Source organism: Thermomicrobium sp. CFH 73360 (genome assembly GCF_023806465.1).
Classification (GTDB): Bacteria; Chloroflexota; Chloroflexia; order Thermomicrobiales; family Thermomicrobiaceae; genus Thermomicrobium.
The window spans coordinates 159,401-185,018 of sequence record NZ_JAMSLS010000005.1 but is presented as its reverse complement, the minus strand read 5'-3'; the positions used below and the strand labels follow the sequence as shown (position 1 = coordinate 185,018).

22 protein-coding genes are annotated in these 25,618 nt (G+C 61.9%); 11 read left to right on the top strand and 11 right to left on the bottom strand.

Annotated elements, in window-relative coordinates; translation table 11 throughout:
• The first annotated feature begins 38 nt into the window (after positions 1-38).
• Positions 39-296: a hypothetical protein gene (locus NET03_RS10475; RefSeq protein WP_252128865.1), complete on the top strand. Its 258-nt coding sequence runs from the start codon at positions 39-41 to the stop codon at positions 294-296.
• 38 nt (positions 297-334) lie between these two features.
• On the opposite strand, the gene NET03_RS10470 is transcribed toward NET03_RS10475, so the two are convergent.
• Positions 335-790, bottom strand: coding sequence for a TIGR03668 family PPOX class F420-dependent oxidoreductase (locus tag NET03_RS10470; RefSeq protein WP_252128864.1), 456 nt, complete (start codon positions 788-790; stop codon positions 335-337).
• A gap of 91 nt (positions 791-881) precedes the next feature.
• On the opposite strand from NET03_RS10470, the gene NET03_RS10465 reads away from it, so the two are divergent.
• From NET03_RS10465 to NET03_RS10440, 6 genes are all read left to right on the top strand, one after another.
• Entirely contained in the window at positions 882-1,319 is a 438-nt protein-coding gene (locus tag NET03_RS10465; RefSeq protein WP_252128863.1) for a cupin domain-containing protein, read from the top strand.
• Between the two features lie 565 nt (positions 1,320-1,884).
• Entirely contained in the window at positions 1,885-2,406 is a 522-nt protein-coding gene (locus NET03_RS10460) for a DUF4242 domain-containing protein (protein ID WP_252128862.1), read from the top strand.
• Between the two features lie 10 nt (positions 2,407-2,416).
• On the top strand, positions 2,417-3,520 hold the full coding sequence (locus tag NET03_RS10455; RefSeq protein WP_252128861.1) for an acyl-CoA dehydrogenase family protein: 1,104 nt from the start codon (positions 2,417-2,419) through the stop codon (positions 3,518-3,520).
• Complete coding sequence (locus NET03_RS10450) at positions 3,487-4,257, top strand: ABC transporter ATP-binding protein (protein WP_252128860.1); 771 nt, start codon at positions 3,487-3,489, stop codon at positions 4,255-4,257. Before NET03_RS10455 ends, NET03_RS10450 begins: the two co-directional genes overlap by 34 nt.
• A complete protein-coding gene (locus NET03_RS10445; RefSeq protein WP_252128859.1) occupies positions 4,257-5,498 on the top strand; it encodes an ABC transporter substrate-binding protein in 1,242 nt (413 codons plus the stop codon). Before NET03_RS10450 ends, NET03_RS10445 begins: the two co-directional genes overlap by 1 nt.
• A gap of 11 nt (positions 5,499-5,509) precedes the next feature.
• Complete coding sequence (locus NET03_RS10440; protein WP_252128858.1) at positions 5,510-6,310, top strand: ABC transporter permease; 801 nt, start codon at positions 5,510-5,512, stop codon at positions 6,308-6,310.
• 2 nt (positions 6,311-6,312) lie between these two features.
• Here NET03_RS10440 and NET03_RS10435 read toward each other — a convergent pair whose 3' ends face one another.
• The 10 genes from NET03_RS10435 to NET03_RS10395 all read right to left on the bottom strand — a co-directional run bounded on the left by NET03_RS10435 (position 6,313) and on the right by NET03_RS10395 (position 20,828).
• Entirely contained in the window at positions 6,313-7,275 is a 963-nt protein-coding gene (locus tag NET03_RS10435; RefSeq protein ID WP_252128857.1) for a hypothetical protein, read from the bottom strand.
• Positions 7,262-10,126: a hypothetical protein gene (locus tag NET03_RS10430; protein WP_252128856.1), complete on the bottom strand. Its 2,865-nt coding sequence runs from the start codon at positions 10,124-10,126 to the stop codon at positions 7,262-7,264. Before NET03_RS10430 ends, NET03_RS10435 begins: the two co-directional genes overlap by 14 nt.
• Before the next feature lie 8 nt (positions 10,127-10,134).
• A complete protein-coding gene (locus NET03_RS10425; RefSeq protein ID WP_252128855.1) occupies positions 10,135-11,286 on the bottom strand; it encodes a glycoside hydrolase family 71/99 protein in 1,152 nt (383 codons plus the stop codon).
• Entirely contained in the window at positions 11,283-13,355 is a 2,073-nt protein-coding gene (locus NET03_RS10420; RefSeq protein ID WP_252128854.1) for a hypothetical protein, read from the bottom strand. The genes NET03_RS10425 and NET03_RS10420 overlap by 4 nt, the downstream gene beginning before the upstream one ends.
• Positions 13,355-14,743, bottom strand: a complete 1,389-nt coding sequence (locus tag NET03_RS10415) for an alkaline phosphatase family protein (RefSeq protein WP_252128853.1) — start codon at positions 14,741-14,743, stop codon at positions 13,355-13,357. The genes NET03_RS10420 and NET03_RS10415 overlap by 1 nt, the downstream gene beginning before the upstream one ends.
• Positions 14,740-16,311: an ArnT family glycosyltransferase gene (locus NET03_RS10410; RefSeq protein WP_252128852.1), complete on the bottom strand. Its 1,572-nt coding sequence runs from the start codon at positions 16,309-16,311 to the stop codon at positions 14,740-14,742. Before NET03_RS10410 ends, NET03_RS10415 begins: the two co-directional genes overlap by 4 nt.
• Before the next feature lie 80 nt (positions 16,312-16,391).
• Positions 16,392-18,707 carry a glycosyltransferase gene (locus tag NET03_RS10405; protein WP_252128851.1) on the bottom strand — a complete coding sequence of 772 codons (2,316 nt, stop codon included), beginning with the start codon at positions 18,705-18,707 and terminating at the stop codon, positions 16,392-16,394.
• 289 nt (positions 18,708-18,996) lie between these two features.
• Complete coding sequence (locus NET03_RS13620) at positions 18,997-19,125, bottom strand: hypothetical protein (protein WP_286207378.1); 129 nt, start codon at positions 19,123-19,125, stop codon at positions 18,997-18,999.
• A 226-nt stretch (positions 19,126-19,351) separates the two neighbouring features.
• Positions 19,352-20,167, bottom strand: coding sequence for a cyclase family protein (locus NET03_RS10400; RefSeq protein ID WP_252128850.1), 816 nt, complete (start codon positions 20,165-20,167; stop codon positions 19,352-19,354).
• A 22-nt stretch (positions 20,168-20,189) separates the two neighbouring features.
• Complete coding sequence (locus NET03_RS10395; protein ID WP_252128849.1) at positions 20,190-20,828, bottom strand: orotate phosphoribosyltransferase; 639 nt, start codon at positions 20,826-20,828, stop codon at positions 20,190-20,192.
• A 189-nt stretch (positions 20,829-21,017) separates the two neighbouring features.
• Between NET03_RS10395 and NET03_RS10390 the strand changes: the two genes are divergently transcribed.
• The 4 genes from NET03_RS10390 (at position 21,018) to NET03_RS10375 (ending at position 25,490) form a co-directional block, all read left to right on the top strand.
• Positions 21,018-22,373: a bifunctional folylpolyglutamate synthase/dihydrofolate synthase gene (locus tag NET03_RS10390; RefSeq protein ID WP_252128848.1), complete on the top strand. Its 1,356-nt coding sequence runs from the start codon at positions 21,018-21,020 to the stop codon at positions 22,371-22,373.
• A gap of 116 nt (positions 22,374-22,489) precedes the next feature.
• Complete coding sequence (locus tag NET03_RS10385) at positions 22,490-23,614, top strand: LCP family protein (protein WP_252128847.1); 1,125 nt, start codon at positions 22,490-22,492, stop codon at positions 23,612-23,614.
• A gap of 88 nt (positions 23,615-23,702) precedes the next feature.
• A complete protein-coding gene (locus tag NET03_RS10380; protein ID WP_252128846.1) occupies positions 23,703-24,623 on the top strand; it encodes a GerMN domain-containing protein in 921 nt (306 codons plus the stop codon).
• A gap of 18 nt (positions 24,624-24,641) precedes the next feature.
• Positions 24,642-25,490, top strand: a complete 849-nt coding sequence (locus tag NET03_RS10375; protein WP_252128845.1) for an alpha/beta fold hydrolase — start codon at positions 24,642-24,644, stop codon at positions 25,488-25,490.
• The last annotated feature ends 128 nt before the right edge of the window (positions 25,491-25,618 follow it).

Genomic DNA, 25,618 nt, shown 5'->3' with positions numbered 1-25,618 from the left:
CCCCGGCGAAGAGGTATTCGCCTGGGGTGGAGAAACGGGTGCCAAGTGTCTGGCTTGGTCCGGTGGTCAGTGCGTTCCTGCTGGCGGTCTTATTTGTGATCGCAACAGTGCTGCGGCGTAGTGAATTGGCCGACAGCGCACGCCCAGTGATGGTTGGCGTCTCGAGTGCCGCGGCGGCGATCATCACCCTGCAGGGAACTCGCACAGCGGCTGCGCGGCGCGGCTGGTCGGGGATCATTGCCGGTGGACTCATGGTGGCAATGGGGCTCTACACGCTGGTCCACGTACTTCGCTGAGACCTTGGGGAGCTATGCAGCGAAACTGCCACCCGGTGTCAGTGCAGCGTGCCCCAAGTTGCAACCCGCTCGATCCGGAGTGCGATAAGAGGCCTCTCCTCGAGGCGCATCGTTTGGTACTGACGATATCGCCTTCGGAGCAAGGACACAGCTTGCGCATGTTCCGGAGAGTCCGGGAGAAGGAGTTCTGCCGATCCACGGAGAAGCACCCAGCCAAGGCGCGTCCAGTCTTCGTCATAGCGGTCGACGACAAGCGCTGCGCGCCCGGTCTCTAAGACGTTCCGCACCCGTCGAAGCAGAGCGCCAGGTCGCTTCGGCTTCTCGTCAATCGGCGTGTAGATCGTGCCCTCGCTGACGGCATAGCAGACGGGGACAACGTACGGCTCACCCGCTCGGCTGACAGTCGCAAGATGACCCACTCGTTGCTGGTTCAGGAAGGCCCGGAGTTGTGCGTTGAGTACCGTGCCTGTCTGGCGCTCTCGCTCGCTCATCATTCCCGCTCCTCAGGTATTACTCCTGCATGATAGGATGCTCCCGGATCAGTAGCCAGAGATCGCCGGATCGTCGGTGTATCCGGAGGGCACGATGAGTGAACGTGTGGTGATCTATCCCGAAGAAGTCCTTGAAGGTGCTCCGATGCAGCAGCGTGACCGTTCAGTGCGCGACCTCAAACTGATCTATCCGGAGACTGGGTTCCGTGCGATGACACTCTGTCTTGGTGTCGTCGAGATTGAGCCGGGGCACCATAGTCCTCTGCATCGACACAATTGCGAAGAGGTGTACTACGTGGTCCAAGGCAGTGGCGAGGTTGAGTCGGATGGAGTGCGGTATGCCTTGCGTCCAGGTTGTGCAGTATTCAACCGCCCAAACGTAATGCACCGGGTCTTCAATACGGGCACAGAAACGCTACGGCTGGTGGTCGTTGCCGGGATCATGCTAGTGCCGCTGCTCCCCGAATGGCCAACTCCCTCTCCTTATGAGGTCTTTGAGGGGGACACAACGACCAGCCATCACAGCGTGTAAGCGGTTCCGGTTCGCGACACTCCTGCCAACACTGTTGGTTAGTCGCGAGGCAGCTCTCTGGAATCGCTCGGACGTGAGGAACAAAGAGCTCAGTCGTGGAGCGGTTCTTTGCGCCTGGTGACGTGGAGCCCGAGCGACTTTAGAGGAGGGCCGAGAGGGAAGAGGACGTGCCTTTAGGTATTGACGATTCGTGGGTCGCTGGATAGACTGGAGTACAGTGTGTTGCGGCCACTCGGTCGCGGAGGGCGTGCGGTGACTGGAGAAGCGCCCGTGCAACGGTGCCGACGATACCGCTGGTGGCAGTCATGCAGCTGCCGCCGTCGCCGTTGCCGTCTCATGATTGCGCCGTGCCCAACGATGATCGGGGTCTACTCCTACTGGCCTCGCATCTGCGACTGTCGCCCCTAAACAATCCTCACTGACCGTTTTCAACGCGCTGCTTCGGCGGCCCGCTGCCGTGCGGAAGTGTGGTGCTGCTGGCCGTCGAGGATGAGTGTCATCGCGTTCGGTCTCGTGATCGAGCGAACGGTAGGTTGTGCCTGTCGAAGAACAGGAGGGTGAGGGTATGCCGCTATTTCTGGCTGAGTATCGGGTGCAGGCGAGCGATCGTACCCAGCTGGAGCCGCTCTTTGCAGCGATCGATCGAGCGGTACGGCAGGTTGGTGGTGAGGTGATCGAGTATCAGGTTGGGCAAGATTTGGCCATTCTGTATGCGGTCCTTGAGCATAGCGATGGAGAGGCACTGCAAAAGAGTCTGGAACATACCGGTGTTGGGCCCCAAGACTTCGCGCAGGTCCGCCTGGTCGGCCAATCGTTGGAGGAAGTCAAGGCGCAGCGAGGTGACGCCAACTATCTCGTAGAGTGGGACCTGCCTGCTGGGCTGACCATGGAGGCATATCTCCAGCGCAAGGCGGAAAAGTCGCCACTTTACGCCCAGGTGCCGGAAGTGCGCTTTCTCCGCACGTATGTCCGGGAGGACATGGCCAAGTGTGTCTGCCTCTACGCGGCGCCGGATGAAGCGGCGGTCCATCGCGCACGCCAGGCGGTGAGTGCGCCGGTCGACCGGCTGACGCGGTTGTGCTCGTGAGGGGGAAGCAATGGCGGAGGCACTTGCCTCGACGCTCATCGATCCTGCGTTGCAGGAGCGACTCGCACCAGTGTTAGAGGTGCGGGCACCCCATATTGATGCAGGTGAGCTCCCCGCGCAGTCGACGCTGACGCTGCTGGCCGCCGAGGGCTTGTTGCCGCGGGTCGAGTGGGATTCTCCTGCAGTGCCCGCACCTCTCGATCTGCAGCGGGCCGGCGAGCTGCTCGCAACGATTGCCTGGTCGGATCTTGCGAGTGCTTTCTCGCTCTGGTGCCATGTGATGACGATGTTGTACCTGGCCTATGCGGATCGGGGTTCACCATTGCGGGTGGAATTCCTGCCGCAGCTGGAGCGGGCCGAGCGCTGGGGGAGTACCGCACTGGCGACGGCTCTCGGCCATGCCCAGACAGGGCGTCCCTTGCCAGTGCAGGCGGGGTGGCAGTGGGAACACGAACTCGTCTTGCACGGTTTCGTCCCCTGGGCGTCGAATCTGACCGAACGATTCCTGGTCGTGACACCAGCTCAGGAAGACCATGGGACAGTCATCGTAGCGGTGCCCAGTGAGACGGCCGGTGTGGTGGTTGACCCTTATCCACCGCTCCTTGCTCTGCAGGGCACGGCGAGTACCTCCTTGCGCTTTATCGACGTCCGTGTTCCGCAGGAGTGGGTTCTGGCCCATGATGTCGTCGCTTTTCTGCAGCGAATCCAGCCGGCGTTTCTGGGGCTTCAGGCCAGCTTTTGCTGGGGGCTCGCTGCCCGTGCGCTTGCCGAGGCACGCGCGTCCCTGCGCGGGGTGAATGAAGTCTTCCGTTCGGAGCTCGAACGGAGCGAGTACGAACGCGATTGGCTGGCTCAGCAACTCCGTGAGCTCCTCTCCGAAGCGCTGCGGCCGGCGGATCGTGAGCGACGCTGTCGGGCGCTCGAACTGCGGCTTGCGGCAATGCGCCTCGCCTGTTCTGCAGTCGCACTCGAAGCGAAGACGAAAGGAGGTCAGGCGTATCGGGCTGACAGCCCGGCCGCACGCCGGCAACGCGAAGCAGCCTTCTTACCGATCCAGACACCGACAGAAGGGCAGTTACGATGGGAGCTGCAGCAGTTACGCTTATCGACGTAACAAAGGTGTATGGGCACAGGCGACGCCAACGTGTCGTGCTTGGAGGGTTGTCGCTCACCGTACCTGTGGGTGCCGTGACGGTCCTCCTCGGTCCGAGCGGGATCGGGAAGTCCACCGTCTTACGGATTCTTGCAGGTCTGGAAGCACCAACGAGTGGTGAAGTGCAGTACGGCGCTGGTCTCATTCCTCGTCGGGACATCCGGTTGGTGTTCCAGGAACCGAGTCTTCTGCCCTGGCTCACCGTCGCGGACAACGTTGCGCTTGGGCTCCGCTTCAAGGTGAACCGGGAGCGCGTCGATCCAAGCATGGTCGAACAACTGTTGGAACGGAGTGGACTGCGTGACCTTGCCAGTGCCTTGCCCAGCATGCTCTCCGGAGGGCAGGCGCAGCGCGTGAATCTCGTGCGGGCGCTGGCGACGGCACCAAGACTCCTACTTTTGGACGAGCCGTTTGCTGCACTCGACCCGCCGACGCGGCGGAATTCTCAGCAATGGCTGCGTGAGCTGGTGCGTGATTTAGGGGTCACAGCAGTGCTCGTGACCCATGACCTCGACGAAGCGCTCACCGTCGGCGATCAGCTGCTGCTCTTGGGTGGGCAGCCAGCGAGAGTCATTGGACAGTGGTGGGTCAGCGAGCATGAGGCAGCGGAGCTCCGGCGCAACGTCCTCGAGGGGTACGGCGTTGCCGAGACGGTCGATGCAGTGCCGCGCTTGGCCTTTGCAGGGAGGGATGCGTAATGTCTCTGGTCACACGAAGAGCATTCGTCCGGCGGGCACTCCTTGGCCTTGTGGCCACTCCTCTCCTGACGGCGTGCAGCGGTAGGCCGACAGCATCACCGACTGCGTCGTCGGGAGCCAGTAGTCCGACAGTCATGGTGCCGTCGAGCACTGGGGTGACGGCTGGAGCCAGCGGGCGGCTGCGCATCGGCTACCTCCCGATTACGGATGCGGCACCATTGCTCCTTGCGCATGCGAAGGGGTATTACCAGGATCTGGGACTTGCAGTCGAACCGCCGACAATGTTCCGCAGCTGGGCACAGATCGCTGAAGCCTTTCAGGCCCGGCAGGTTGATGTGGTGCATCTCTTGATGCCGCTGGCGATCTGGATGCGCTTCAACCAGCAGGTACCGGTGAAGCTTGTGGCCTGGGACCACGTCAACGGTTCGGCCCTTACCGTCGCGGAAGAGATTGAGCAGCTTGAGGACCTGGCAGGGAAGACGATCGCAGTGCCGTTCTGGTATTCGATTCACAACGTGCTCTTGCAGCTCATGCTTGAGCGAGCGGGCTTGCGGGCCCTCTTACGGGGTGACCCGTCAGCGAGCGAGCGAACAGTCAAGCTTGTGGTGATGGCACCGGCCGACATGGCACCGGCGCTGGCGAACGGATCGATTGCTGGCTACATCGTTGCCGAGCCGTTCAACGCGCTTGCTGAGGTGCAAAGAGCTGGCAAGATCCTTCGCTTCAGCGGCGATGTTTGGTTGGATCACGCCTGCTGCGTTGTCGTGCTGCGCGAAGAGGAGACCGCGACCCAGCCAGAGTGGGCGCAAGCGGTGGTCACAGCGATCGTGCGGGCTCAGCGTTTCGCTCGGGAGAACCGGGCTGAGGCCGCGCGGCTGCTCGCCAAACAGGGTGATCGCGGGTACCTCCCTCAGCCGTTGGAGACCATCGAGCGTGTCTTGCTCGATCATGAGCATGACCGCTACGTGCAGGAGGGGATCATTCGGCATCCGGAGTGGAATGCGGCGCGGATCGACTTTCGTCCTTATCCGTTCCCGTCTTACACGGTGGCGCTTCTTGAACACTTGCGCCGGACTCAGGTCGAGGGTGATGCCGCGTTCCTGCATGCACTTGATCCCCAGCAGGCGCATCGCGAGCTCGTCGATGACCGGTTCGTCTTGCAGGCACTGGAGCGTGAGGGCGGGCCAGCGGCGTTTGGTCTTCCCGAATCATTGAATCGCAGCGAACGGATCGAGCCGTGAAGGTGCGCAGCGTGTTCCGCGATGTCCTACTGCGAACGAGTGGTCTGGCAGCACTCATCCTTATCTGGTGGCTCGCGACCGCTGTCCTCGCGAGTGCGGACTCGTTCGCGCGTCGGTTTGCCCCTGGACCGGCGCTGCGTGCACTCGTCGAGCTTGCACAGAGTGGGGAACTCTGGTCGCACCTGTGTGCGAGTGCTGAGCGCGTCGCGCTGGGCCTGGTGCTCAGCGCGACGCTCGGTATCCCGCTCGGGGTAGCTGTTGGGAGCGTGCGTTGGATCGCACAAATGCTCGGTCCGAGTGTGCAGGTGCTGCGGATGGTCTCCCCGCTTTCGTGGATGCCCGTTGCCCTGCTCGTCTTCGGTGCGGGAACGCGTTCGGTTGTCTTCCTGATTGTCATGGCAGCTACCTGGCCGATCCTCTTGAGTACAGCGGACGGGGTGGCGCATCTCGACCCACGGTGGCCACTTGTCGGGCGAAGTCTGGGAGCCTCGCGCTGGGAGCTCCTCTGGCACGTGGTGTGGCCCGGTGTGCGGCCACGCGTGCTGGCTGGAATGCGCCTTGCGGTGAGTGTCGCGTGGATTGTTCTTGTGCCAGCCGAGATGCTCGGGGTCGATTCGGGCCTCGGCTATGCCATCCTCGACGCGCGCGATCGCCTCGACTATGGGGAGCTGGTGGCCATGTTATTGGTGATTGCTGCGAGCGGTATCGTGTTGGACGGCGTTGCACGCTGGCTTCTCAGAGAACGACCAGCGGCACCTGCTCGCGCGCTGGTCCGGCGCGTGCCTGCTCCCATGGCGGAAGAGTTTGGCTGAGGTCAAGAACCAGTAGGCCGAGGGCCAAATTCGGCAGCGACCGTCCAATCCTCAGGGCAGCGAGGAGGTTCGCCGTCGATGATTGGGAGGAGTTGCCACTGGCCGTACGACGAGATACAGAGTGCAAACGGCTGTGCGGCTTCTCTCGCTGCCATGATCTCGGCGACGCAGCTTGTGTAGTCTCGCTCAGGACAGAGGAGTTCGGCGCTGCCGCGTGAGTCAAGGGCACTTGGCGTCGTTAGGGGATGGATTCCGGGGACGCGAGTGATGATGCGGCGCAGGAGCAACGCGGCCAAGGATTCTGTGCGGTCACGTGCCTGGCGGCAACGTTCTGGTTCGTGCGGGTTGCAGGGGGCTGTAACCGAAACAGCGGCCAGGACGTTCTCCACGCGGAACCAGAGCGTGAGGCGAGCGAACCCCGGCAGGGTGGCAGAGGCAAGACGTAATTGACTTGCATCGCCACGCGGACGATGCGGAAGCGATTGCCCTGGAGTGGTCTGGACGAGCACCTGGTAGGCTGCCTCAGCACGCTGTGCCGTCGCGAAGAAGTCGAGCCGACAGGCAGCAGCGGTAAACGGCGCATCGAGGCGCTCCGCGTGCGCTTGGGCGAGCGCCTGCTCCAACTCGTCTTGGCTAAGAAAGCCGTCCGCGTCTTCCGCTGGCATACTCGGGGGTTCGTAGGCATACTGCAGCCAAGCGCCGCTCAGCCGCTGCCAAGCCTCAAACTGGGCGGGTCGAAGACTGGGGTTGTCGTGCTGTGCGGCAGCTGGGTTATCGATGATCTGCCGCGCCATCACCTCGAAGTCTCCTGGCAGGTGCTCAACACCAAAGCAGGTATCGCGAGCTAGAAGACCCGCTTGCGTTGCGTACGGAGGCAGTGGAGGAGAGCTCGTCGCACACGCAGCAGCCAGGAGCACCAAGGAGAGTGTTCCTACAAGGCGACAGAGCACGTCAGCGACGCGCACGGGAGACTCCCCAGGACCAGGGACGGATCGAGTGTTCGTAGGCATGATCACGCTGAACGACCTGGATATCGTCAAAAAGGAGACGAGCACGTGGGCTCCCAGTCTGCTGACCGAAGCTCAGTACGACGAGGCTGATGTCACGAGCGGGAACTGAGAGGTGTGCTCGTATCGCATCAGTCGAGCGATCCTCAGGCTGACATTGGACTTTCTGCTGAGCAAAGGGTTGCGGGAGGAGTTGGCACGCATACCAGACGCCGAATGCGACCAGTTCTTGGCTCGCGGCGGTTCGATCGCGGTCACGCAAGATGAGGCGGCCATCTGGGGCAAGGATAAGCTGAAGCAATGGCTGGCCAGTTCGCGCGACGAGGGTCAGCAACGAGAGCGGCTGCGACCCCTGGTCAAGTAGCTGGAACCGAAACCGGATGATGAGCGAGTGGGGTGGAGTCTCGAGCCGTCGTTGCAGTGTCGCTGGTCCATTGGCTAGTTCCAGAAGTACTGCGTGGTTCAGTGCGTTGCCGCTGCGTTCTCGGAGAGAAACGCTCCCTGTGGCTGACCAACTAGTGAGAGAACCGCTCTCAAAGTCGTCGGCAAAAAGGAGAGGTGGGGAAACTGCTACTGTCCGTGTTCGAGTCGGTGGGGAGGGGAGACCAGTGAGGTCGAATGCCCGCACGGTGTAGGTGTAGTGTTGGCCGGGTTGGATAGAGCGGTCAGTGAAACGTAGTGAAGAGCCAACGAGCGCAAGCAGTTGACCGTTCCGCTCCACACCGTAGCGAACGGGTCGATCCTTTGTTGAGGTCGGTTGCCAAGAGAGCTCGATACCAGTCGCGTCGATTGCTTGGACAGCAAAATTGTGCGGGGCAGCGGGTGGGGGGCGACTCATCGGGAACCGGGGTACGTCGAACCAGGCAACAAGATCCGTGATCGACGCTGGTTGGACAAACGAGAGTGTTGATCCGGGTGCGGGAGCAGGGAGAGGAGTGCCGGCGAGATCGAGGGTAGCGGGGCGCTCGGTTTCGAGCCTGAGCACCACGCGAGCAGCGGATGGCGCTTGGAGGGTTAGCAGGAGCGCGTGGACGGCCGAATCCCACGCGGCGTCGACGATACCAGCAGCCACGCTCCGCGTATAGCCCGGCCCGGTCAGTGGGTTGATCCCTATGACAGCGAGGCGGTCGTGTTCGGGCATCCCGGGGATGTCGCGAAAAAGGAGCGGTTGTGTCAGGGCGAGACGTGTCCCGTCGGGAGTTAAGACTTCTGCCCGGACGACGGTGAGTGGTCCCTCGAGCGAGAGCTGTAGCGTGACGTCAGCTGCCGGACCGGAAAGGAGTTGTTCCTGCTCGAGCTGCCCATTGCGGATCCAACGGAGGTGGCTGCCAGCGGGGAGACCACCGGTGATACGCAGAAATACTGTCGTCATAGCGGCACGGTCCGAGACGAAGATCGGATACCGTGCGGGATAGGGCGTGGCCGAATCGGGCCAAGCACTGAAGAGCAGGGTACCTGTGAAGGTGTTACGGGCCAGAAAGCTCCGACCCTCATAGAGGGCGTGGACGATGCTGTCCAGTGTGAGGCCAGAGGCAAAGACGACGGTCGCAGGATTTCCACGGTCGATGAGTTCGTGGCTATCGGTGCCCCAGGAACCGAGGAGAGAGACACTCTGCAGCAGGAGTTCGTCCCAGATAGCGGCCCACTCAGGCTTCCGAACTTCAAGAAAGTCGGCACCATACGCTTGGTTCTCCAGGATCTCACGGAGTCTGATGGTCGAACCAGGGTGGTTAAGCTGAGTGGGATATCCACCGCGCTGGACGGATGGGATACCGTCCGTCCCGAATTGAAAACTGTGGAACTGCGAAGAATCGGTGATAGCGAAGTCGAAGCGGGTGGTATGGCGCTGTTGTCCCATCTCGTGGCCGCAGAAGACCTGGAAGGACGCGTCGCTATATGCCTGACAGAGGGCGGTCCGGGCAACAAACTCCTCTGCCGGGGAGAGTGGTCGTTCAGCACGGAGTGTCACACCATCCAGGAAGAGTTCGGCGGCACCGCCAGTTGTCGAGAGAGCAAACCGTGGATAGAGGAAGGCGGCGAAAGGATGGGGGCGTTCGTCAGGCCGGAGCTGCGCGAGCGCTTCGCTCACGTGGATGGTATAGACCGTCCACTTCCCGTGTGCTGGCTCCGGGAGTGGGAACACAATAACGCGGTGCGACGGTGTGGATTCTGATAACAGTGGTTGCCCAATGGTCCACGCGAACGTTACGCTGTGACCGAGCCGGACGTTACCGCTTTCCGTCGTGTAGCCAACGGTTCTCCCGATGTCTGGTGCACCGCCGAGAGAGATCAGAGCTGCAAAGCCGGTTCCTGGATCGAGCTGTTGGACAAGGACAGCGAAGGTGAGCGTCACCGGACCCGCGGTGATGAGCGGCCCACGGCGAGCCCAAATCGCCAACGTGCCAGATGAGGACAGCGGAAGGGCCAGGTGGAGGGCACGGGTCCCCTGAAAGGCGGTCGTGCTTTCGAGGCGCGCTGTGGCTCCGTTGAGTTTTCCGCGCCGATGGATTTCCCACTCCTCGTCACTTTCGTCGAGAGTCCGGCGATTCGCTGTCTCGCCGACAATTTGGAAGGAATTCCCGTCATTGTGATCGGTAAGAAAGACGGCGTTGTAACCAAGCGTGCGAGCAGTCGTTGCCAAGACGCCGACATCGGCGACGGCATCCGAACTGAACACGGAGTGTACGTGTGTTTCGAGGCGGAACCACTGTCCAGTCACTGCTCCCTCAGTCGCGTGCACTGCGAAGGGGGGTGCGAGGGCGAGGCCAATGAGGAGGGTGAGGAGTAAGCGCGCTGCTTCGAATCGCATGACTTGCCTCATGGTTCTCCAAGATGACTATGATCAAAGGAAATGGTCGGGCTCGCGTCGGCTCTGTTGCCTGGGTAAGTGGTAACGCGATGAATCCTGAGCACGAGGAAAACAATGGAGCCGAGGACGAGCGTGGCAGCTAGCACCAGGAGCGGGAGTCCATAAGAAGGGCCGGTGGGAGTCAGCGGCTCGGAACCGAGTTCCGGGAGAGTGGGCGGCGAGGTGCCAAGGACGCTGGCGAGGATCCGCAATGCCTGATCTCTGTATTGGAGACTTGGCTCAATATGCGTGTTTTCACTGAACTCGTTCCAGCTGATCAAGCCGATCGCGTCGGGTGCTGATGCGAAGGCGGCAGCGAGCTGTCGTCGCAGTGTCTCGCCGTCCTTGCGGTCGACGACGCGCGTTCCGCCAATTAGGCGAGCGTCGAAGCCAGGAGCAGCGGGGGCGATCCAGAGACCACCATGGCGGTGGACAGCGTCGCTCAATGCCCGCAGCTTACCGAGGTAATCAGGGTAGGTCTCCGGGTCGACCGACGACCAGTAATACGCGTTGCCGTCGACGAGGGTGGCCAGGCGCTCATATCCTGTCACGTTCCGCTCCGAGGCGAGTAGAAGTGCGCAGTTACCAATGCGTTCACGAACCAACCGCACTTCGTCGACGGAGAATTCCCACGTTCCTGACCAAATGATCAGAGGTTTGCCGTAGAGATCATTAAAGACGTTGCGCCCGCTCCATCGGCCGCAGAACGCTGCAAGGTCGCTGGCAACCCGTTCGGCGGGCAGCGGCCGGCGCTCAAAGTCCAGCCCCTGATAGATGATGGCAAGATGGAACTCTTCGCTCTCGGCGAGATCCGCGAGCTGTTCCAGCCGCCGATTCAGCGTCGGAGTGCTTTTCCAGCTGACAATGAAGCCGGTGATGCCAACCTGCTTCGCCCACTGGATGTGCTGCTGCATGACAGCACGGTCGTCACTCGAGTAACGACCAAGGAGCGGGTAATCGCTCTTGGCCCGATTCCAGGATGTCGGATCGTACCAAATGTAGTAGTAGGCGAACACGGGGATGGGCGAAGCGGCTCGGGCTTCGCGAGTTGGAAGCAGCGCGAACCACCATGCAATGCCGCAGAGTGCCACAAGCGCAAGTGAGATCAGCCGGTGTCTCACGGTGCCCTCCGTATCACAGGGTCGCGAATGACTTCGTTGGCAGTGCCGCGGAACTCGGGGTACACCACGAGCTTCGCGCGTTCGAAGTACTGTACGGTACGTCCGACCTCATCGAGGAAGGCCTCGCTAATCGGATAGCCCAGGAGAGCGAGCGACTCGCGTGTCGAAATCCCTGGGTCACCGAGCTCGAGCCCGTTCCGTCGCCAGAAGGCGCGGAGGCTCCCGCAGAGCCAATGGCCGGTCTGGGTGAAATAGGTGCAGTCGGCGCCCGGCGGCGTGTCGGCACTCCGACGGCGGAACGGCTCGCTCTCGAGAAGGCCAAGCAATTCAGCCTCCTGGACTCCCAGGCGAGCCAGCTGAATAGCGTAGGGCGTTCCGACGAGGTCGGGTCGGTATTCAAGACGGGCGAACGTGAAGTCCTGGAGGTACACGCGCATGCCGTCTTCCCCGAGTGCCCACCGAGGAGCATCGATCGCTGCCCCAAAGACGGCTAAGGCTCCGTTCGTCTCCCAGAACGCGGCGAACTCTGGTGCAATACGTATGTCGAGCGGCTCGGGAGTCGATTCAGTTTCCGGCGTCGATACGCGGGGGACAGTTGCTGGTGCTGCAGAGGGAGAGACGCGCTGGACGACGGTTGAAGCGGTCGAGGGACGGGGACGTTGGCTGCGGGCGAGCCCCTGCGTGAGGAAGATGGTGCCGGAAAGGGTGAGCGCCAACAGGGCGATTAGTGCGAGCCGCCGAGCACGTCCTTCGGTTTCAACTTGAGGCGTTGGTAGGCGCCGGTTCTGAGTGATCCAGCGACGCAGATGGCGTAACTGTGGGCGGCCAGCCAGCACTAAAGCGGTCGCAGAGGCAGACACCAGGATCAAGATGAGGAGCAGGTCCAAACCGCTCAATACGGTGAGATCAACGTCTTGGTTTCGGGACAGGGCGAGCGGCGCTGTCGGGCTCCAGCCGTAGATACCAGTTACTTGCACCCGATACTCTCCACGTGGGAGCGAGCGGACGACACCACGGCCATCTTGAAGTGGAACGAGTTCGCTTGAGCCATCTGGGTAGGTCAGCCGCACAGTTTGGCCGACGGGGAGACCGAAAAAGATGTCACGAACGGAAAACGTTGCCGTGTAGAGGAGAAGCGTGATCGTCCAGTCGTGCTCGTCGATCGGGTAGAAGCGCTGCTGTTTGCGGTTGACCACGTTGGTGCCGCGCACATAGACAGCTTCGATCGACCATTGCACAGGACTGACCGTTAATCCGGCAGCGGTCGGGATCGCTCGGCTTGCCTTGATAGGGCCAACAGTTATGTGCGCAGTATCAGGGGTGAACTCGCGGACCTCCCCGATGCTGCTCTTAAGGACAACCCGCTCGATGCGACGTGGGTCAACAGGCTGGCCGTCAAGATCAATAAAACGGTAGGAGATAGCGGTCTCGACGTCGTACCCGGCTTGGAGGTGCCGATGCTTGGGGATAATGACCGTGCGCAGCGGAGAAAACCAGTCGTCGTTCCAGCGTGAGAAGCGTGCAGTTTGTTCAGGGGTTATGATGGTACGACTCACCTCAATCTGGTAACTGCCGGGCTGATCGAAGGGGATCTGGACGGTGCCGTGTGCGCCTGTGGTGAAGGCTCTGCCGAGCGCTCGCACCTCGATACCAGGGAGAGCCGGAACGGTCTTGATTTCCAGGACCGCTGGCGCGATGGTTACAATTGCTGAAGCTGCCGCTGGTGCGAGTGAGCGCGATCCTTGATAAACAACGGTCAAGGTGTGTGAACCGATCGGTAGGGATTGGGTGACGATGAATCGGGCTGCGCCAGCGAAGTTGGTGCGTTCGCGTCGGAAGTGAATGCCATCAATCAGGAGTTGGAGTGCTTCATTCTCGACCGCTCCATAGATCTCGCCGCTCGGGCCACTGAGGCGTGCGACCACAGCGAAGCGTTCACCGACAGGGACAGCGGCCGGCGCTTCGATGAGGAGAGCTGTCGGACGTGGCTCCGCTTGGGCCAACCCGGGAGCCGGAGTGGCGAGTAGGAAGGTGAAAGCAATAGCAAGCAAGAAAATCGATCGGCGCATTAGCGCTTCCCCTCCCCTCGGTGGGTAGGGGTGGATGGGCGCGACCGGCGTGAGGAGAGCGAGCGGCGGAGAAAGTGAATGCGTCGCGCCGGAATGAGAAAAGTAAGAAGTGCAAGGGCGACTGTGAGGCCGTAGAGACCGAACACGGCACTACGTCTTGGTTCAGGAGTGGGAGGCGGTGGTGGCCAGTCCCAAGGAATGAAAGCCGGCTGCCGGGGTGGCTGGGTGAAATCGAAGGCGTTCCGAATGCTTGTGGCACGCGCGTCGCGCTCGGCGAGTGGTTCGAGGCCCCAATTTTCTTCGATGAACTTGAGGATCGACGTGAAGTCATAGATGGTTGAATCGATAAAACCGCGTTTCGCATAGGGGCTCACAAGGAACGCAGGAACACGGAAACCGTAACCATACTCGTCGACCTGCGGTGGTGGCACGTGGTCGTACCAGCCGCCCCAGTCGTCATAGGTGACGAGGAAGGCAGAATTCCACCAATAGGGACTTCGCATGAGTGCCTGGATGAGCGAGCGGACAAAACGTTGGCCTGCTTGGATGCTGCCAGGAGGATGCTCGCTTGCCCCCGAAGGCACGATGTACGCGACATTGGGGAGTGTGCCGTTTTGGAGATCAGTGAAGTACTCATCCAGTGGAACGATGTGTCGGAAGAGTTCGGGATTGTCCAGATAGCGCGGAATGGCCAGGAGAGGGCACCAGACGACTTGCGCGGCGCGCGGCCCAACAACTTCGGTCCGTGTCCGGTAGGTGATCGAGGGATCGTAGTTCTGGATATAGAACTTCCAGGTTAGTCCAGCCTCGTTGAGTCGATCAAAAATGGTGACGATGTCGTTCGAGAATCCTTCCGCTGGGATACTGTTCTTTTCGGTACCAGGCACGGCAGCGATCCAATACATGTGATTCCAGACGCTTCCTCCATGTGCTGAACTGAAAAAGCGATCGAAAAGGACGTATTCACTGGCAAGATTCCAGTAATAAGGCAGATCGCGGCCATCGTAGTAGCCCATTGCGATGCGGCCGTCGTGGTTGCGGAGGCGCAGAGCCCAGATGAAGCCGTTCATGCGGCCGCCGTTGAACTGGCGGCGGAAGGTCACAACGCTATGATCGAGGTCTTCAATGGGAAGATTCCCAATATGGAACGGCTCGACGCACTCGCTCGCAGGATCTGTGGGGTCAACTGGCATACAGGTATCCGGAGGGATGCCGTCCGCACCAGGATACGTGCCAAAATAATTGTCGAAGGTGTGGTTCTCCTGCATGAGAACGATGAAATGTCGAATCGGCGTATTCGGCTCGGGGCGTGCAGCATGCACCGGCTGGAGGGGGAGCCAGAAGGAAGCGAACAGGAAGAGTGTCAGCAGCGGACGAACGAGTTTCATGGGCGCACCTCATAAATAACGATGACTGGAAGATCAGTTGGCCGGCCTTGCGTATCGACGGTCCGAACGAGTTCGGTATGCACGACCCGCCCGTGATAGCGTCGCGCATAGGTGAGGAGCTTTTCCGCGAAGAATGGCGAACGCGCAGCGGAATAGGCGTCCCATACCACATACTGGATTTCGCCGTTGCGAAGCCAGAGATCTGGGTTGACCACCGGCTCATAGGTCGGATTGCGGTGGAGCGGATTTGGGCTTACCGAGAGGCCGTAGGCCTTGCGATGCCCGTAGAACTGAATGATGTTGGCCATTGAGGGGCCAATGGTCAGCAATTTTGTACCTTCCGGCGTGTGGGTTCGGACCCACTCGCCTGCTTCCCGGCCGCCAGGAACGCCTCCTGAGCCAGCGAGGAAGGTGCCGTTCGTTACAGCGCGGAGCTGAGCGATTGAGGGGACGGCAAGCGATCCCGCAACGGCAATCACGGTGACAAGTGCGATGCCGCGCCGCCAATTGGAACGAGTAGGCAGAACACTCCCGGAGCGAGCTGATCCCAGTGCGAAGAGACGTCCAAGCGTGCGAGCAGCCAGAAGCGCGATAGCGGGCGTCGTCGCGACGAGATACGGGAACCCTTTGGTCGGCCAGACCTGGAAGAAGGTGAAGGGGACAACAATCCAAGCGACGAGCAACGTCTCGCGCCAGCTCCACACTTTCCAGACAAGGATGATGCCAAGAACAGCAAGTGCGACGACTGCCAGTCCAAGCGCTGGCGGGATCGTCCACGCGTAGAACCACCATTCGTGGTTCGGACGGCGGAAGAGTTGCCAGACAAGATACTGCGAGGTTCGTTCTGTTCCGCTGCCACCAGCGAGGAACGTCGCGAGTGGATGGACGGTAACTGTCGCTATGAACGCGCCGAGGGCGACAAGAAGTGGGCGGGGGCGACCAGAGAGCTCCGGATGGAGTGCAAAGGTCGTGACGATGGCACCGAAGAAGATAACTGCCGTCTCTTTTGTGAGCACTCCAAGTCCGAGCGCGACAGCGCTTGCCACGAGCCAGCTGGTCCGCTGCGTTGCCGCAAAGCGAACCAGCGCGAGAAGGGTGAGCGTCACCCAGAAGGCCATCGGCCCGTCCAGCAATGCCTGGCGGGACACGGTGACGTGGTACGGCATGAGAGCAAGAAAAAGAGCGGCGGTCGCGCCGACCCAACGCCCGAAGAGCAGGCGGCCGATTGCCATAGTCACCACAATTGTTGCCAGTCCGAAGCCAACGGCGAGAAGCCGACCAGCCAGGTCGAGTGCCTCGCGGCCAGTGAAGGGCAGTGCAAGGGCAACGAAGAAGGGAAAGAGCAGCGGATGGGCGCGGAACAGTGGAAAGAGGCGACTCAACGTCGGCTCATGTGCCAGTGCGGCAGCTTGGCCAAGATAGACGGCTTCGTCGCTGTTGACGCCGAAACGATTCAGTTGCCAGAGGCGGAGAAGTGTGCCGGCGAGCAGGGCGATGGCAAACAGAACCGAAGGCCCGTAACGGTCAAGGACCGAGGACGACGTGGGTGTGGGATGCCGGCGTGTCAACCGAGCCGAACCCAGGTGACGACTCGCAGGGCTCTGGGGTTGGGAAGGTAAGCTTGTACCTCTCAGGGAATGGAGTCCGCTCATCGGCCGGTCCGACTTTCGACAGTGATTGGCAACGTGAACAGTGACCCCAATGCGGCTCGGTTACTGTCCAGTCCGATCTGCTCAGCAATCAGTCGCCACCAGTCGAGCGCGGGTCGTCGCAAGAGCTGACAGGTCACGCCCTGCAAGGCGGTGGCGACGATAGCCCGTTCCGCTGCGGTCAGGTCGTGGCCGAGCGGACGTGTGAGGAGATGGCGGATTGCCGGATAGGGTGGAAAGCCATAAGCATCGTCACCGTTCTCGAGCAGGATGTGGAGGGCTTCGGTCTGCTCGAGTGGCCGTGCTGCCTCACTACCGCGCTCGATGACGACAATGTGTGCGAGGTGTGCTCTGGCTTGGCGTCGAACTTGGGGAACGAGTTGCTCGATATGGTACTTGGGTGGCGGAACCAGCCACTGAGTGTAGAGATTGATAGTCGCGACAGGGAGTCGGGTCGAGGCGAGTAAGAGGGCGAAACGACGTCCCGATCGCGAGTGGATACGACTCTGCAAGAACAGGCCGAAACGCTGCCAGCGTGTGAGTTGTGCGCTCGGCACTGCAGCAACGGTGTGTTGGCTGATGGTGAGCGGCTTGGGATAGGAGAGCACAAGCCCGTCGGAGCGGAGCAGCGTGAGATCGTCAGAGAGGAACGCTCCGCGGTCACTGGCGCGGCGCTGGTGCTGGAGAATGTGGAGGATCGTCGTTGTCTTCCCAGTGTCGGTGCGAGCGGTGACAAGGGTCGCGCGGTCACCAGCGGCAATGCAGGCTGCGTGGACGAGCGCGTAACCACGGCGAACAAAGCTCCAGCGGAGGATAGGCTCGAGGACGTTCGTGTAGAGCACGTGCGGCGAATGCCGTAATGCGGGCGAGGCAGTGATGCGGATCGGGAACTCTAAGTCTGCCTCAAACCAGAAGCCGAAGGGGCCGAGCCCGTCATCGTAGCGGATCCGACGTGGTTGCTCGCTGTCTGGTGCGACGTCGACCCACCCGAAACGAGCCAGCGGGCCTGGCGACCGGAGACCGCCGATCTCGATCGTGATGTCAGGTCGCTCAACCTGGTCTACCCGGAAGCGGTCCAGCTCAAGAAGATTCACTGCGGACTCTACCGTCAGAATGCCGTGCAGGTCGTAGGAGAAGCGCCGTCGGTGCGTGGGCCAAATCCAGGCCGTGGAGATGCCGAAACGAAGCACGGCCAGCGCACCGAGGGAGAGGATGTTGGACAAGAGATAGTAAATTCCGACGATCGAGGTGAGGAGCACGAGCAGTGGGCCACGGACGAGAAGCCCAGCGATGTTGGCGGCAGTGAAGAGCGAGAGGCGCGTCGTCCATCGGCGCCCGTCGCGTCGATCGGGAAAGACGAGCTTGTCGGTGAAGGTGAAGTTCCAGAAGCTGGAAACGAGTGTTGCCCCCGCAGCGCCGAGGAGATAGTGCAGCTGACCAAGCTCCACGAAGGCGAGCAACGCGAGCGTGTTGACGACAAGTCCAGTCGTGCCAACGGCAGCGAAACCGGCGAAGCGCGCTCGCTCCTCGCCCAGACGGAGCGTCGCCAGATGTCCGAGATACCGTAAGCCTTCGCGCACACTCGCCTTGCTCCGCCCGGCGTAACGTCGACCGAAGACGTAGCTCACCTCGGCAACGCGCAACTGTGGGTGGCGAACAAGAATCTCCAGGAGCACCTTGAAGCCACGGGGGCGAAGACTCTCGAGTTGCAGCTGCGTTCGCCGGACGAGAAAGAAGCCGCTCATCGGATCGGTGACGTTCCGCAAGCGTAGCGGAAAGGCAAGACGTGCCACTGTCGTCGACGCTCGCGAGATCGCCAGGCGAAGCAGATGCAGGCCGCTTGCTTGACCGTTGTCACGATAGCGCGAGGCGATGACCAGCTCGACACGATGCAGTTGCGCTGCCGCCAGCAGTCGCGGCAGGAGCTCCGGCGGATGCTGAAGGTCGGCGTCCATGACGGCGACCCATTCGCAGCGTGCCGAGCGAAAGCCGGTCAGTACTGCTCCGCCGAGTCCGCCGTCGCGACTCCCGGGCGGCCGATGGATGAGTCGAATGCGTGAATTGCAGGCTGCAGCCTGGCGGATACGAGTGGGTGTCTCGTCATCGCTGTCGTCGAGGAAGAGCACTTCCGAGTCAGGCGGCAGTTGTGGCAAGAGCCGAGCGAGCAGCGGCTCGATGTTCTCCGTCTCGTTCCGCGTGGGGATAATGACGCTGACAGCCGGGAGCGTGTGTCCTGTGGCATGGGCAGCAGTCGCGAGAGCGGTCTCCGTCGTTATCGCAAGAGATCTATCACGAGTCGTGACGCGAGTAGTCATGGATGAGTTCCTCTCTCCAAGATCGATGGATGGGGGGAGCCGTCGACCGGCACGCAGTGACAGCGATGTTGGGCAAAACACACGTACGCTTGAGCTGCGAGCAGGGCACGTGTGGTACCGAGAGGTGGTAGGAGCAGGCGTGCCGGACCGGAGCCCTTCCCTTTCTAGTCGAGTCGTTCACATGATCGACATACCTGAGGATGAACGATTGGAGGGGGATCTACCAGTTCACCGGTTCTCCGCGTGCTGTTCAGAGGCTGTCCAGGATCTGGTCAACTCTGGTAGAGCATCAGGTTGAGTCGGGCCGGAGTGCCATCCAGCCGAGGAGAGCAAGCCCCACGCAGGCGAAGAGCAACAAGCCGAGTATGAGTGCCACTGCGAGGAGGACCGCACGATCGAAGTCATCACTGCCCATCATTGGTGAACCATCCTGTCCTGCTCCTGGTTCGCTTGAGCCTATCACACGCGACGGATGTGCGGTGGAGACGCCCATTTCGCCTTCGCGAGGGCGGGCTGGCTGAACCGGGGTCGTACTCTGCAGGTGCGCCTCACCCGCACCGAGCAAAGTGTCCGCATGATGATCAGGATCGGTCCGGGGCTGTTTGCTGGTCTTCTTCCGTGGTATTGCGGTCCCAGAAGTGGCTTCAGGCCGGCACGAGAGCCAGTGGTCGCACCGGTGAGCCGGTTGCGCCGACAAGCTGTAGTGGCGTGCAGACGAGAGTGAAACGCCGCGCGCCATACGCCGCGAGTTCTTCCAGGGCCAGGTTCTCGATGATTGGGATGCCGGACTGGACGAGGAAGATCACGTGTCCGGGGAGATCGCAGCCAAGTTCCGGGTCAACGAGTCCGGGGAGATCCCAGGTCATCGTATCGCAGCCCACCACGCTCGGTCGCTGTGCGGCGAGCCAGCGCGAGGCATCGGGTGCGATCCCTGGCGCGTCAAGGTAACGCTCCGGATCGCGCCAGAATCGACCATTTCCGGTCCGGACGAGAATGGCCATTCCGGACTCGAGTGTGAGACCGTTGTGTACGCAGCAGGCCTCGAGATCGGCAGCGGTGACGAGTTCTCCAGGCGCGAGAACATCGACACCGCGGATGGCAGCAACATCGAGCAAAACCCCCGGTACAACGAGCGGTGGAAGTGTCTCGACACCATGCTGAGAGAATCCACGTGGTCCCGCAGCAGTGACCGCGTCGACGTCGCCATGAAGTCGTCCGTGGAGTGCCTGGTGACAGAGGGCGTCGATATGTGTTCCCGTATGTTCCATCATGATCAGCAAGCCAGAAGCCGACGTACGGGAACCGGCTGTGGGACTCGGGGGTGGATCGGTATGCCGACGATGGAGGGCAGGGACGTAGCCGGGGCGATGTGCTGAGTAGATCGGCATCTCTGGCGTGCGTGGTTGTTCAAGATCGAAGACCAGCACTGGTTGGCCAGCGACCAGGCCGCGGTACGGCATTGGCGGCTTCCTTCCCCAGCTTTCACCCTCGCCGGTTCGTCCGTTCGAGGTATTCCATCGCCGTGCGATAGCGTTGGCTGTCAATCATGCCGCTTTCAAAGTAATAGGTCAGCATTGTTCGTAAGCGGAGGATGGCTAGGACATGATAGCCGTGGGCGTGCAAGCGCTCGGCGCCCCCCTGCTCCCGGTCGATGAGGACAATGAAGTCGCGGACCGTGAGACCAGCATCTTCCAGAATCCGCGCTGTGCGAAGCAGGCTGGTGCCACCAGTCATGAGATCGTCGATGACCAGGACAGTCTGCCCGGGGACGATACGGCCTTCTAGCGCGGGTTCTTGCGCATCGGGCCGAACGTAGATCAACGGGGTGTCACTCACTAAGGCATACGCAGTCGCAAGATGCAGTCCCCCCATTGGGACCCCCGCAACGGCAGCGAAGGAAGAGAGACGTGGCCGACGGCGAGCTTGATCGGCTTGAATCTCATGGTGGATGAGGAGCGCGATGCGACGAAGAAGCGCCGGCTCACTGATGAGGACACGCGGGTTAATGTACACCGGAGATCGGCCAGCGGTGGGACCAAGATCAAACTCACCGAACATGACCCCACCGAGTTCAAAGAGGGCACGCGCAATGTCGAGATTCGTTTCAGTGCCGAACAGCACGGTTCTCCCACCTCCATGATGGTCAGGCTGTGCGTGCATTGGCGAGCAGCGTGGCGAGCGCACGCTCGCTGCTGGCCGCTACACTCGGCCTCGGTGCTCGTCTGGCTGGTCGCGGGAGGTCGAGCGAACACCCATTCACCCGACACACCTGACATGTGGCTGGAAGTATAAACCGGAGAGGGAAGATAGGTGGACTATATCGAGGCGCTCCGTTTCCTGCGTGACCGCGCTGGGTATGACCGTGGCTTTGTCGCGAACCCGTTCGCCGATGAGGGGATTGGGCTGCAGCGGACTGCGTGGCTCTGTGCGGCGCTCGGGCATCCCCAGCAGCACTACCGCAGTGTGCACATTGCTGGGACGAAAGGGAAGGGCTCAACGGCAGCCATGCTCGCAGCAGTGCTGCGCACGGCGGGCTATCGGGTCGGGCTGTACACGTCACCGCACCTGCACACGCTGCGTGAACGTGTTCAGATTGATAGCCAGCCGATCGCGCCTGAAACGTTTGGCCAGCTGATGGCAGAGCTTGCGGCGGTCGATGCAGCCCTCCAAGCAGAGCGACCGGCCTGGGGCCCTGCGACGGCCTTCGAGCTGGTAACGGTCCTTGCCTTCCTGGCGTTCGCGCGTGCCACGGTCGACGTGGCAGTCATTGAAGTAGGGCTTGGCGGACGGCTGGATGCGACAAACGTGATCCTGCCGGACGTGGCCGCGATCACTCGGATCGGTTACGACCACATGGCAATCCTGGGGTCGACACTCGATGCGATCGCACGTGAGAAGGCGGGTATCGTCAAACCGGGACGACCAGTCGTATCGTCTCCCCAGGAGCCGGACGCTGCAGCGGTGATTGAGGCAGTCGCACGGGAGCGTGCTGCACCGCTGTGGCTCGGAGGGCGGGAGTGGCAGGTGGAGGGGAGCTGGCAGGACTTTGTCTTCCGCTGTCCTGGACTGGAGCTCGCGGGACTCGCCGTGGCGTTATGCGGTGCGCACCAGGTAGAGAACGCAGGCGTCGCGCTCGCCACGTTGCCCTGGCTTGCGGAGGCCGGAATCGCGGCGTCAGAGGAGGCTGTGCGCCTGGGGCTTGCCAGTGTCTCCTGGCCGGGGCGACTCGAGGTGCTGCGTGAGCGACCGCTGATTGTGGTGGACGGGGCGCACAACCGCGAGTCGGCGCAACGACTTGCCCAAGCTGTGTGCGAGGCATTCCGCTGGAACCGCCTCTGGTTGGTACTTGGAGTCCTTCGGGACAAGGAGATCGAGCGGATCGTCGGTGCGCTTGCGCCCCTGGCCAACACATGTTTCGCCGTCGAGGGGTTCGCACCACGTGCGGCAACGGCTGAGCGACTGATGGAGGCTTGGAAGAGTCTTGTACCTGGAGGGGAGGCGAAGGCCTTCCGCTCCGTATCAGAAGCGCTCGCAGAGGCGCTCGCGCGGGCCGCGTCGGACGATCTCGTGCTGGTCACTGGCTCACTCGGGATGGTCGCGGCGGCGCGTGAGGCACTGGGGATCGCGACGAGCGATCCGCACGAGCAGGAGGTCCTCTTCGGCTGAAAGCCAGTTTGTCGCTCGCTGTGGGTGACGAGCGAGTATGCTCTTGAGCCATACGACAGCAGGCGATTGAGTTGGTGGTCTGGTAGACTCGGGGCGATCCGACCCGAGGTGGAGCCGTGGGGGATCGATCCGAGGCGGGAGAGCATCCGCCGGAATCCGAGCTGCGCCCAGGAGTGCGCGCTCGCCGACCGGTGTGGCGTGTTGGCCTTGTCATGCTCTCGCTTTTGGCTCTGATTCCTCTCGTCTCGGCTGGTTGGTACCTCGTTCGGCTTGGGCTCGCGGCGCAGGAGGCCTACCGCTCCATTTTCGTGACACCCGCTCCCCGAACTGATCTCGTGACGCGGGCTCCAAGTCCACCGCTCCCAACGGTTCGACCAACGACAATCCATCTGCCGACACCGACAGCAACGCCAACAGAGCTCCCACGTTGGGAGGGGAGTGAACCGATCACGCTTCTGCTCATTGGGATTGATACAACGCTTGAGCGTGCGGGCGAGGGGGCTCTGCCGCTCGCCGATGCAATCATCCTGGCGCAGGTTGATCCGCTTGCAAAGCGGGCGGTCATGCTCTCTATCCCGCGGGATCTTTTGGTTGAGATTCCTGGAGTTGGCTGGGACCGGATCAATGCAGCGTATGCCTACGGGGAAACGAACGGAACCGGTGGGCCGGTCACCTTGATGAGGACAGTCGAGCACAATTTCGGTGTTCGCATCGATGCCTTTGCCGTGGTTGACTTCCGAGGCTTCGTGCAGATTGTCGACCTGCTCGGTGGCGTGGTGGTGGATGTGCCGGCACCGCTCAAGGACGACGAGTTTCCAGGAGCGGACTTTACGTATCAGCGGCTCTACTTCGCACCGGGCCTGCAGCGTTTTGATGGTGCACGGGCGCTTGCCTACGTGCGGACACGGCACGACGATAATGATTTGGCTCGCGGGCTGCGCCAGCAGCAGGTGCTCTCCGCACTCCAGGCGCAGGCGCTCCGCATCGAGGCATTGCGGCGGGCACCGGAGCTCCTTGCTGCGCTCGGAAAGACAGTGCGAACCGACCTGGGCCTCCGGCAGGTCCTGGCATTGGCTCGGCTTGGCCTTGAGCTTTCACCTGAACCGATAGAGACAGCGTCGTTGGCAGGGATGGTCCAGGACGCGACACTCCCCAGCGGAGCTGCTGTCCTCGTTGGGGACTGGCCCGCGATCCGTGCTGAGGTGACGCGACGTTTCCACGCTACTCCGGGAGCCCGCTGAAAGGCGCCGGTGCGGTAGGCTTGGTGAGCACCGGAGGAATTCCGGGGAGCGTACCGGCAGACTGCATTCGGGAGAAGGGACTGAGGGTATGCGACGCCGCAACTTCGTCATTTGGCTCGCTGCTGGTGCACTCCTGATCGGCTGTCGTGAGGCTGAGGTGACGCCGACGCCAGGCGCTGGAAGTGCGACGACGCCAACTGCTGAGCCGACGGTCGCTCCAACCCCAACGGTCGAGCCAACGCCTGCATCAACTACTTCCGTGGGAACGCCTGAGGTGACGGCAACACCGGGCCGTGCGACACTCGTCGCAGTCTACTTCCTGCGAGGGGAGAAGCTGGCAGTCGTTCGTCGGCCGATTCCGGAAACGCCGCTTGTTGGCACGGCAGCGCTCCTCGAGCTCTTGGCTGGACCGACTCCCCGCGAGGAGGAGTGGGGCTTCAGGACCGAGATTCCGGTTGGGACGGAGCTGCGCGAGCTGACGATCGCGGACGGGGTGGCAACCGTGGACCTTTCGTCGGACTTTGCCAGCGGTGGTGGTTCCTTCTCCATGCGTGCTCGCGTTGCCCAGGTGGTCTTCACACTGACACAGTTTCCGACGGTCCAAGCAGTCCGCTTCCGGTTGGATGGTCAGCCGGTACCAGCGATTGGTGGCGAAGGAGTGATCGTCGAACCGCCGCCGGGGCGCGATGAATTCGAAGACCTCCTGCCGCTCATTTTCCCGGAAGCACCCGGGCCGGGTGAGACGGTGCGCAGTCCGCTCCGCGTGACGGGGACGGCGAACACGTTCGAGGCCATGTTCATGGTCCGCCTGAGTACAGCGGACGGATCGGTACTGTATGAGCAGCCGGCCATGGCGACATCTGGGAGCGGGACGCGCGGCTCGTTTGATGTGACCATTGCTTTTTCAGTCCCACAGCCGACAGATGGGATGCTGCGGCTGTGGGAGTATTCGGCGAAAGATGGTTCCGAGATCAATGTCGTCGAAATTCCGCTCCGACTGGAGCCGTGAGACAAGGGGGACGCGAGGATGGAGATCCGCGAGCGCGTGGAGCCTCTCGGCGATCTGTGGCTTTGGGTCGCCGAAGCAGGGGAGACCGATGCGCCGCCGGTGCTGCTGCTCCATGGGCTTTACGATCGCTGGGAGACTTGGCTCCCAGTCGTACCGGGACTGGCCGCGAAGACGCGGGTGATCGCGTTCGATCTCCGCGGGCACGGGAGGAGTTCTCAGCCGGCAGGTGGCTACACCTTGCGCGACTACGCGGACGACGCAGCACGTCTGCTTGCGGCGATGAGGCTGAATAAGTCCGTGGTGGCCATCGGGTTCTCGCTGGGAGCTCTCGTAGCGCTTGTTCTGGCTGCCGAATGGCCGATGGTCGTGCGGGCGCTCGTGCTCGAAGATCCTCCGCTGGCACCTCCGAGTGAGGGGACGCGGCTCTGGCTCGAAGCATTGCTGGCGGCAAAGCGAGCCGGTGTCGAGGCGGCTTACGAACTGGCGCGCGAACTCGATCCAGATGGGACGCCCGAGGACTGGCAGCGGAGTGCACTCTGGCTTTGCAGCACAGCAGATGGCCCCATTTTGGCGCTCCTCGATGAGGGGCGGCAACCGGAGCCGCTCGACCTGCTCCCGCGGATCGTCCAGCCAACCTTGATTCTGCAAGCCGATCCGCTTCTGGGTGGTGTGCTGGACGACGATACGGTCCAGCGAGCGTTGCGGTTACTGCCGAATGCACGCCTCGAGCGCTTCCCGGGAAGCGGGCATGCCATCCATCATGAGCAGCCCGAAGGATTCTTAGAAGTTGTCCTCGCCTTTAGCGAGGAAGTGACCGGCCGTGCTGCTGTGGATGATCCGGCCGCCGGATCTGGCGCGGGTGGGTAGGTGGACAGCGAGGCGGACTGGGTTTCCTGGTGCCTTCCGGCGCGAGAAGTGGCTCTTCACGAGTGACTGAAGCAAGTCCTGATGGGCTTTGACCGACTTCAGTGCGATCGTGTTTGCTTCCCTGCGAC

Coding starts and splice junctions, on each gene's coding strand:
- NET03_RS10400 (WP_252128850.1), bottom strand. CDS start 20,167: ATGCCGTACCGCGGCCTGGTCGCTGGCCAACCAGTGCTGGTCTTCGAT.
- NET03_RS10445 (WP_252128859.1), top strand. CDS start 4,257: ATGTCTCTGGTCACACGAAGAGCATTCGTCCGGCGGGCACTCCTTGGC.
- NET03_RS10380 (WP_252128846.1), top strand. CDS start 23,703: ATGCGACGCCGCAACTTCGTCATTTGGCTCGCTGCTGGTGCACTCCTG.
- NET03_RS10460 (WP_252128862.1), top strand. CDS start 1,885: ATGCCGCTATTTCTGGCTGAGTATCGGGTGCAGGCGAGCGATCGTACC.
- NET03_RS13620 (WP_286207378.1), bottom strand. CDS start 19,125: ATGATGGGCAGTGATGACTTCGATCGTGCGGTCCTCCTCGCAGTGGCA.
- NET03_RS10450 (WP_252128860.1), top strand. CDS start 3,487: ATGGGAGCTGCAGCAGTTACGCTTATCGACGTAACAAAGGTGTATGGG.
- NET03_RS10420 (WP_252128854.1), bottom strand. CDS start 13,355: ATGCGCCGATCGATTTTCTTGCTTGCTATTGCTTTCACCTTCCTACTC.
- NET03_RS10375 (WP_252128845.1), top strand. CDS start 24,642: ATGGAGATCCGCGAGCGCGTGGAGCCTCTCGGCGATCTGTGGCTTTGG.
- NET03_RS10455 (WP_252128861.1), top strand. CDS start 2,417: ATGGCGGAGGCACTTGCCTCGACGCTCATCGATCCTGCGTTGCAGGAG.
- NET03_RS10465 (WP_252128863.1), top strand. CDS start 882: ATGAGTGAACGTGTGGTGATCTATCCCGAAGAAGTCCTTGAAGGTGCT.
- NET03_RS10430 (WP_252128856.1), bottom strand. CDS start 10,126: ATGCGATTCGAAGCAGCGCGCTTACTCCTCACCCTCCTCATTGGCCTC.
- NET03_RS10415 (WP_252128853.1), bottom strand. CDS start 14,743: ATGAAACTCGTTCGTCCGCTGCTGACACTCTTCCTGTTCGCTTCCTTC.
- NET03_RS10405 (WP_252128851.1), bottom strand. CDS start 18,707: ATGACTACTCGCGTCACGACTCGTGATAGATCTCTTGCGATAACGACG.
- NET03_RS10470 (WP_252128864.1), bottom strand. CDS start 790: ATGATGAGCGAGCGAGAGCGCCAGACAGGCACGGTACTCAACGCACAA.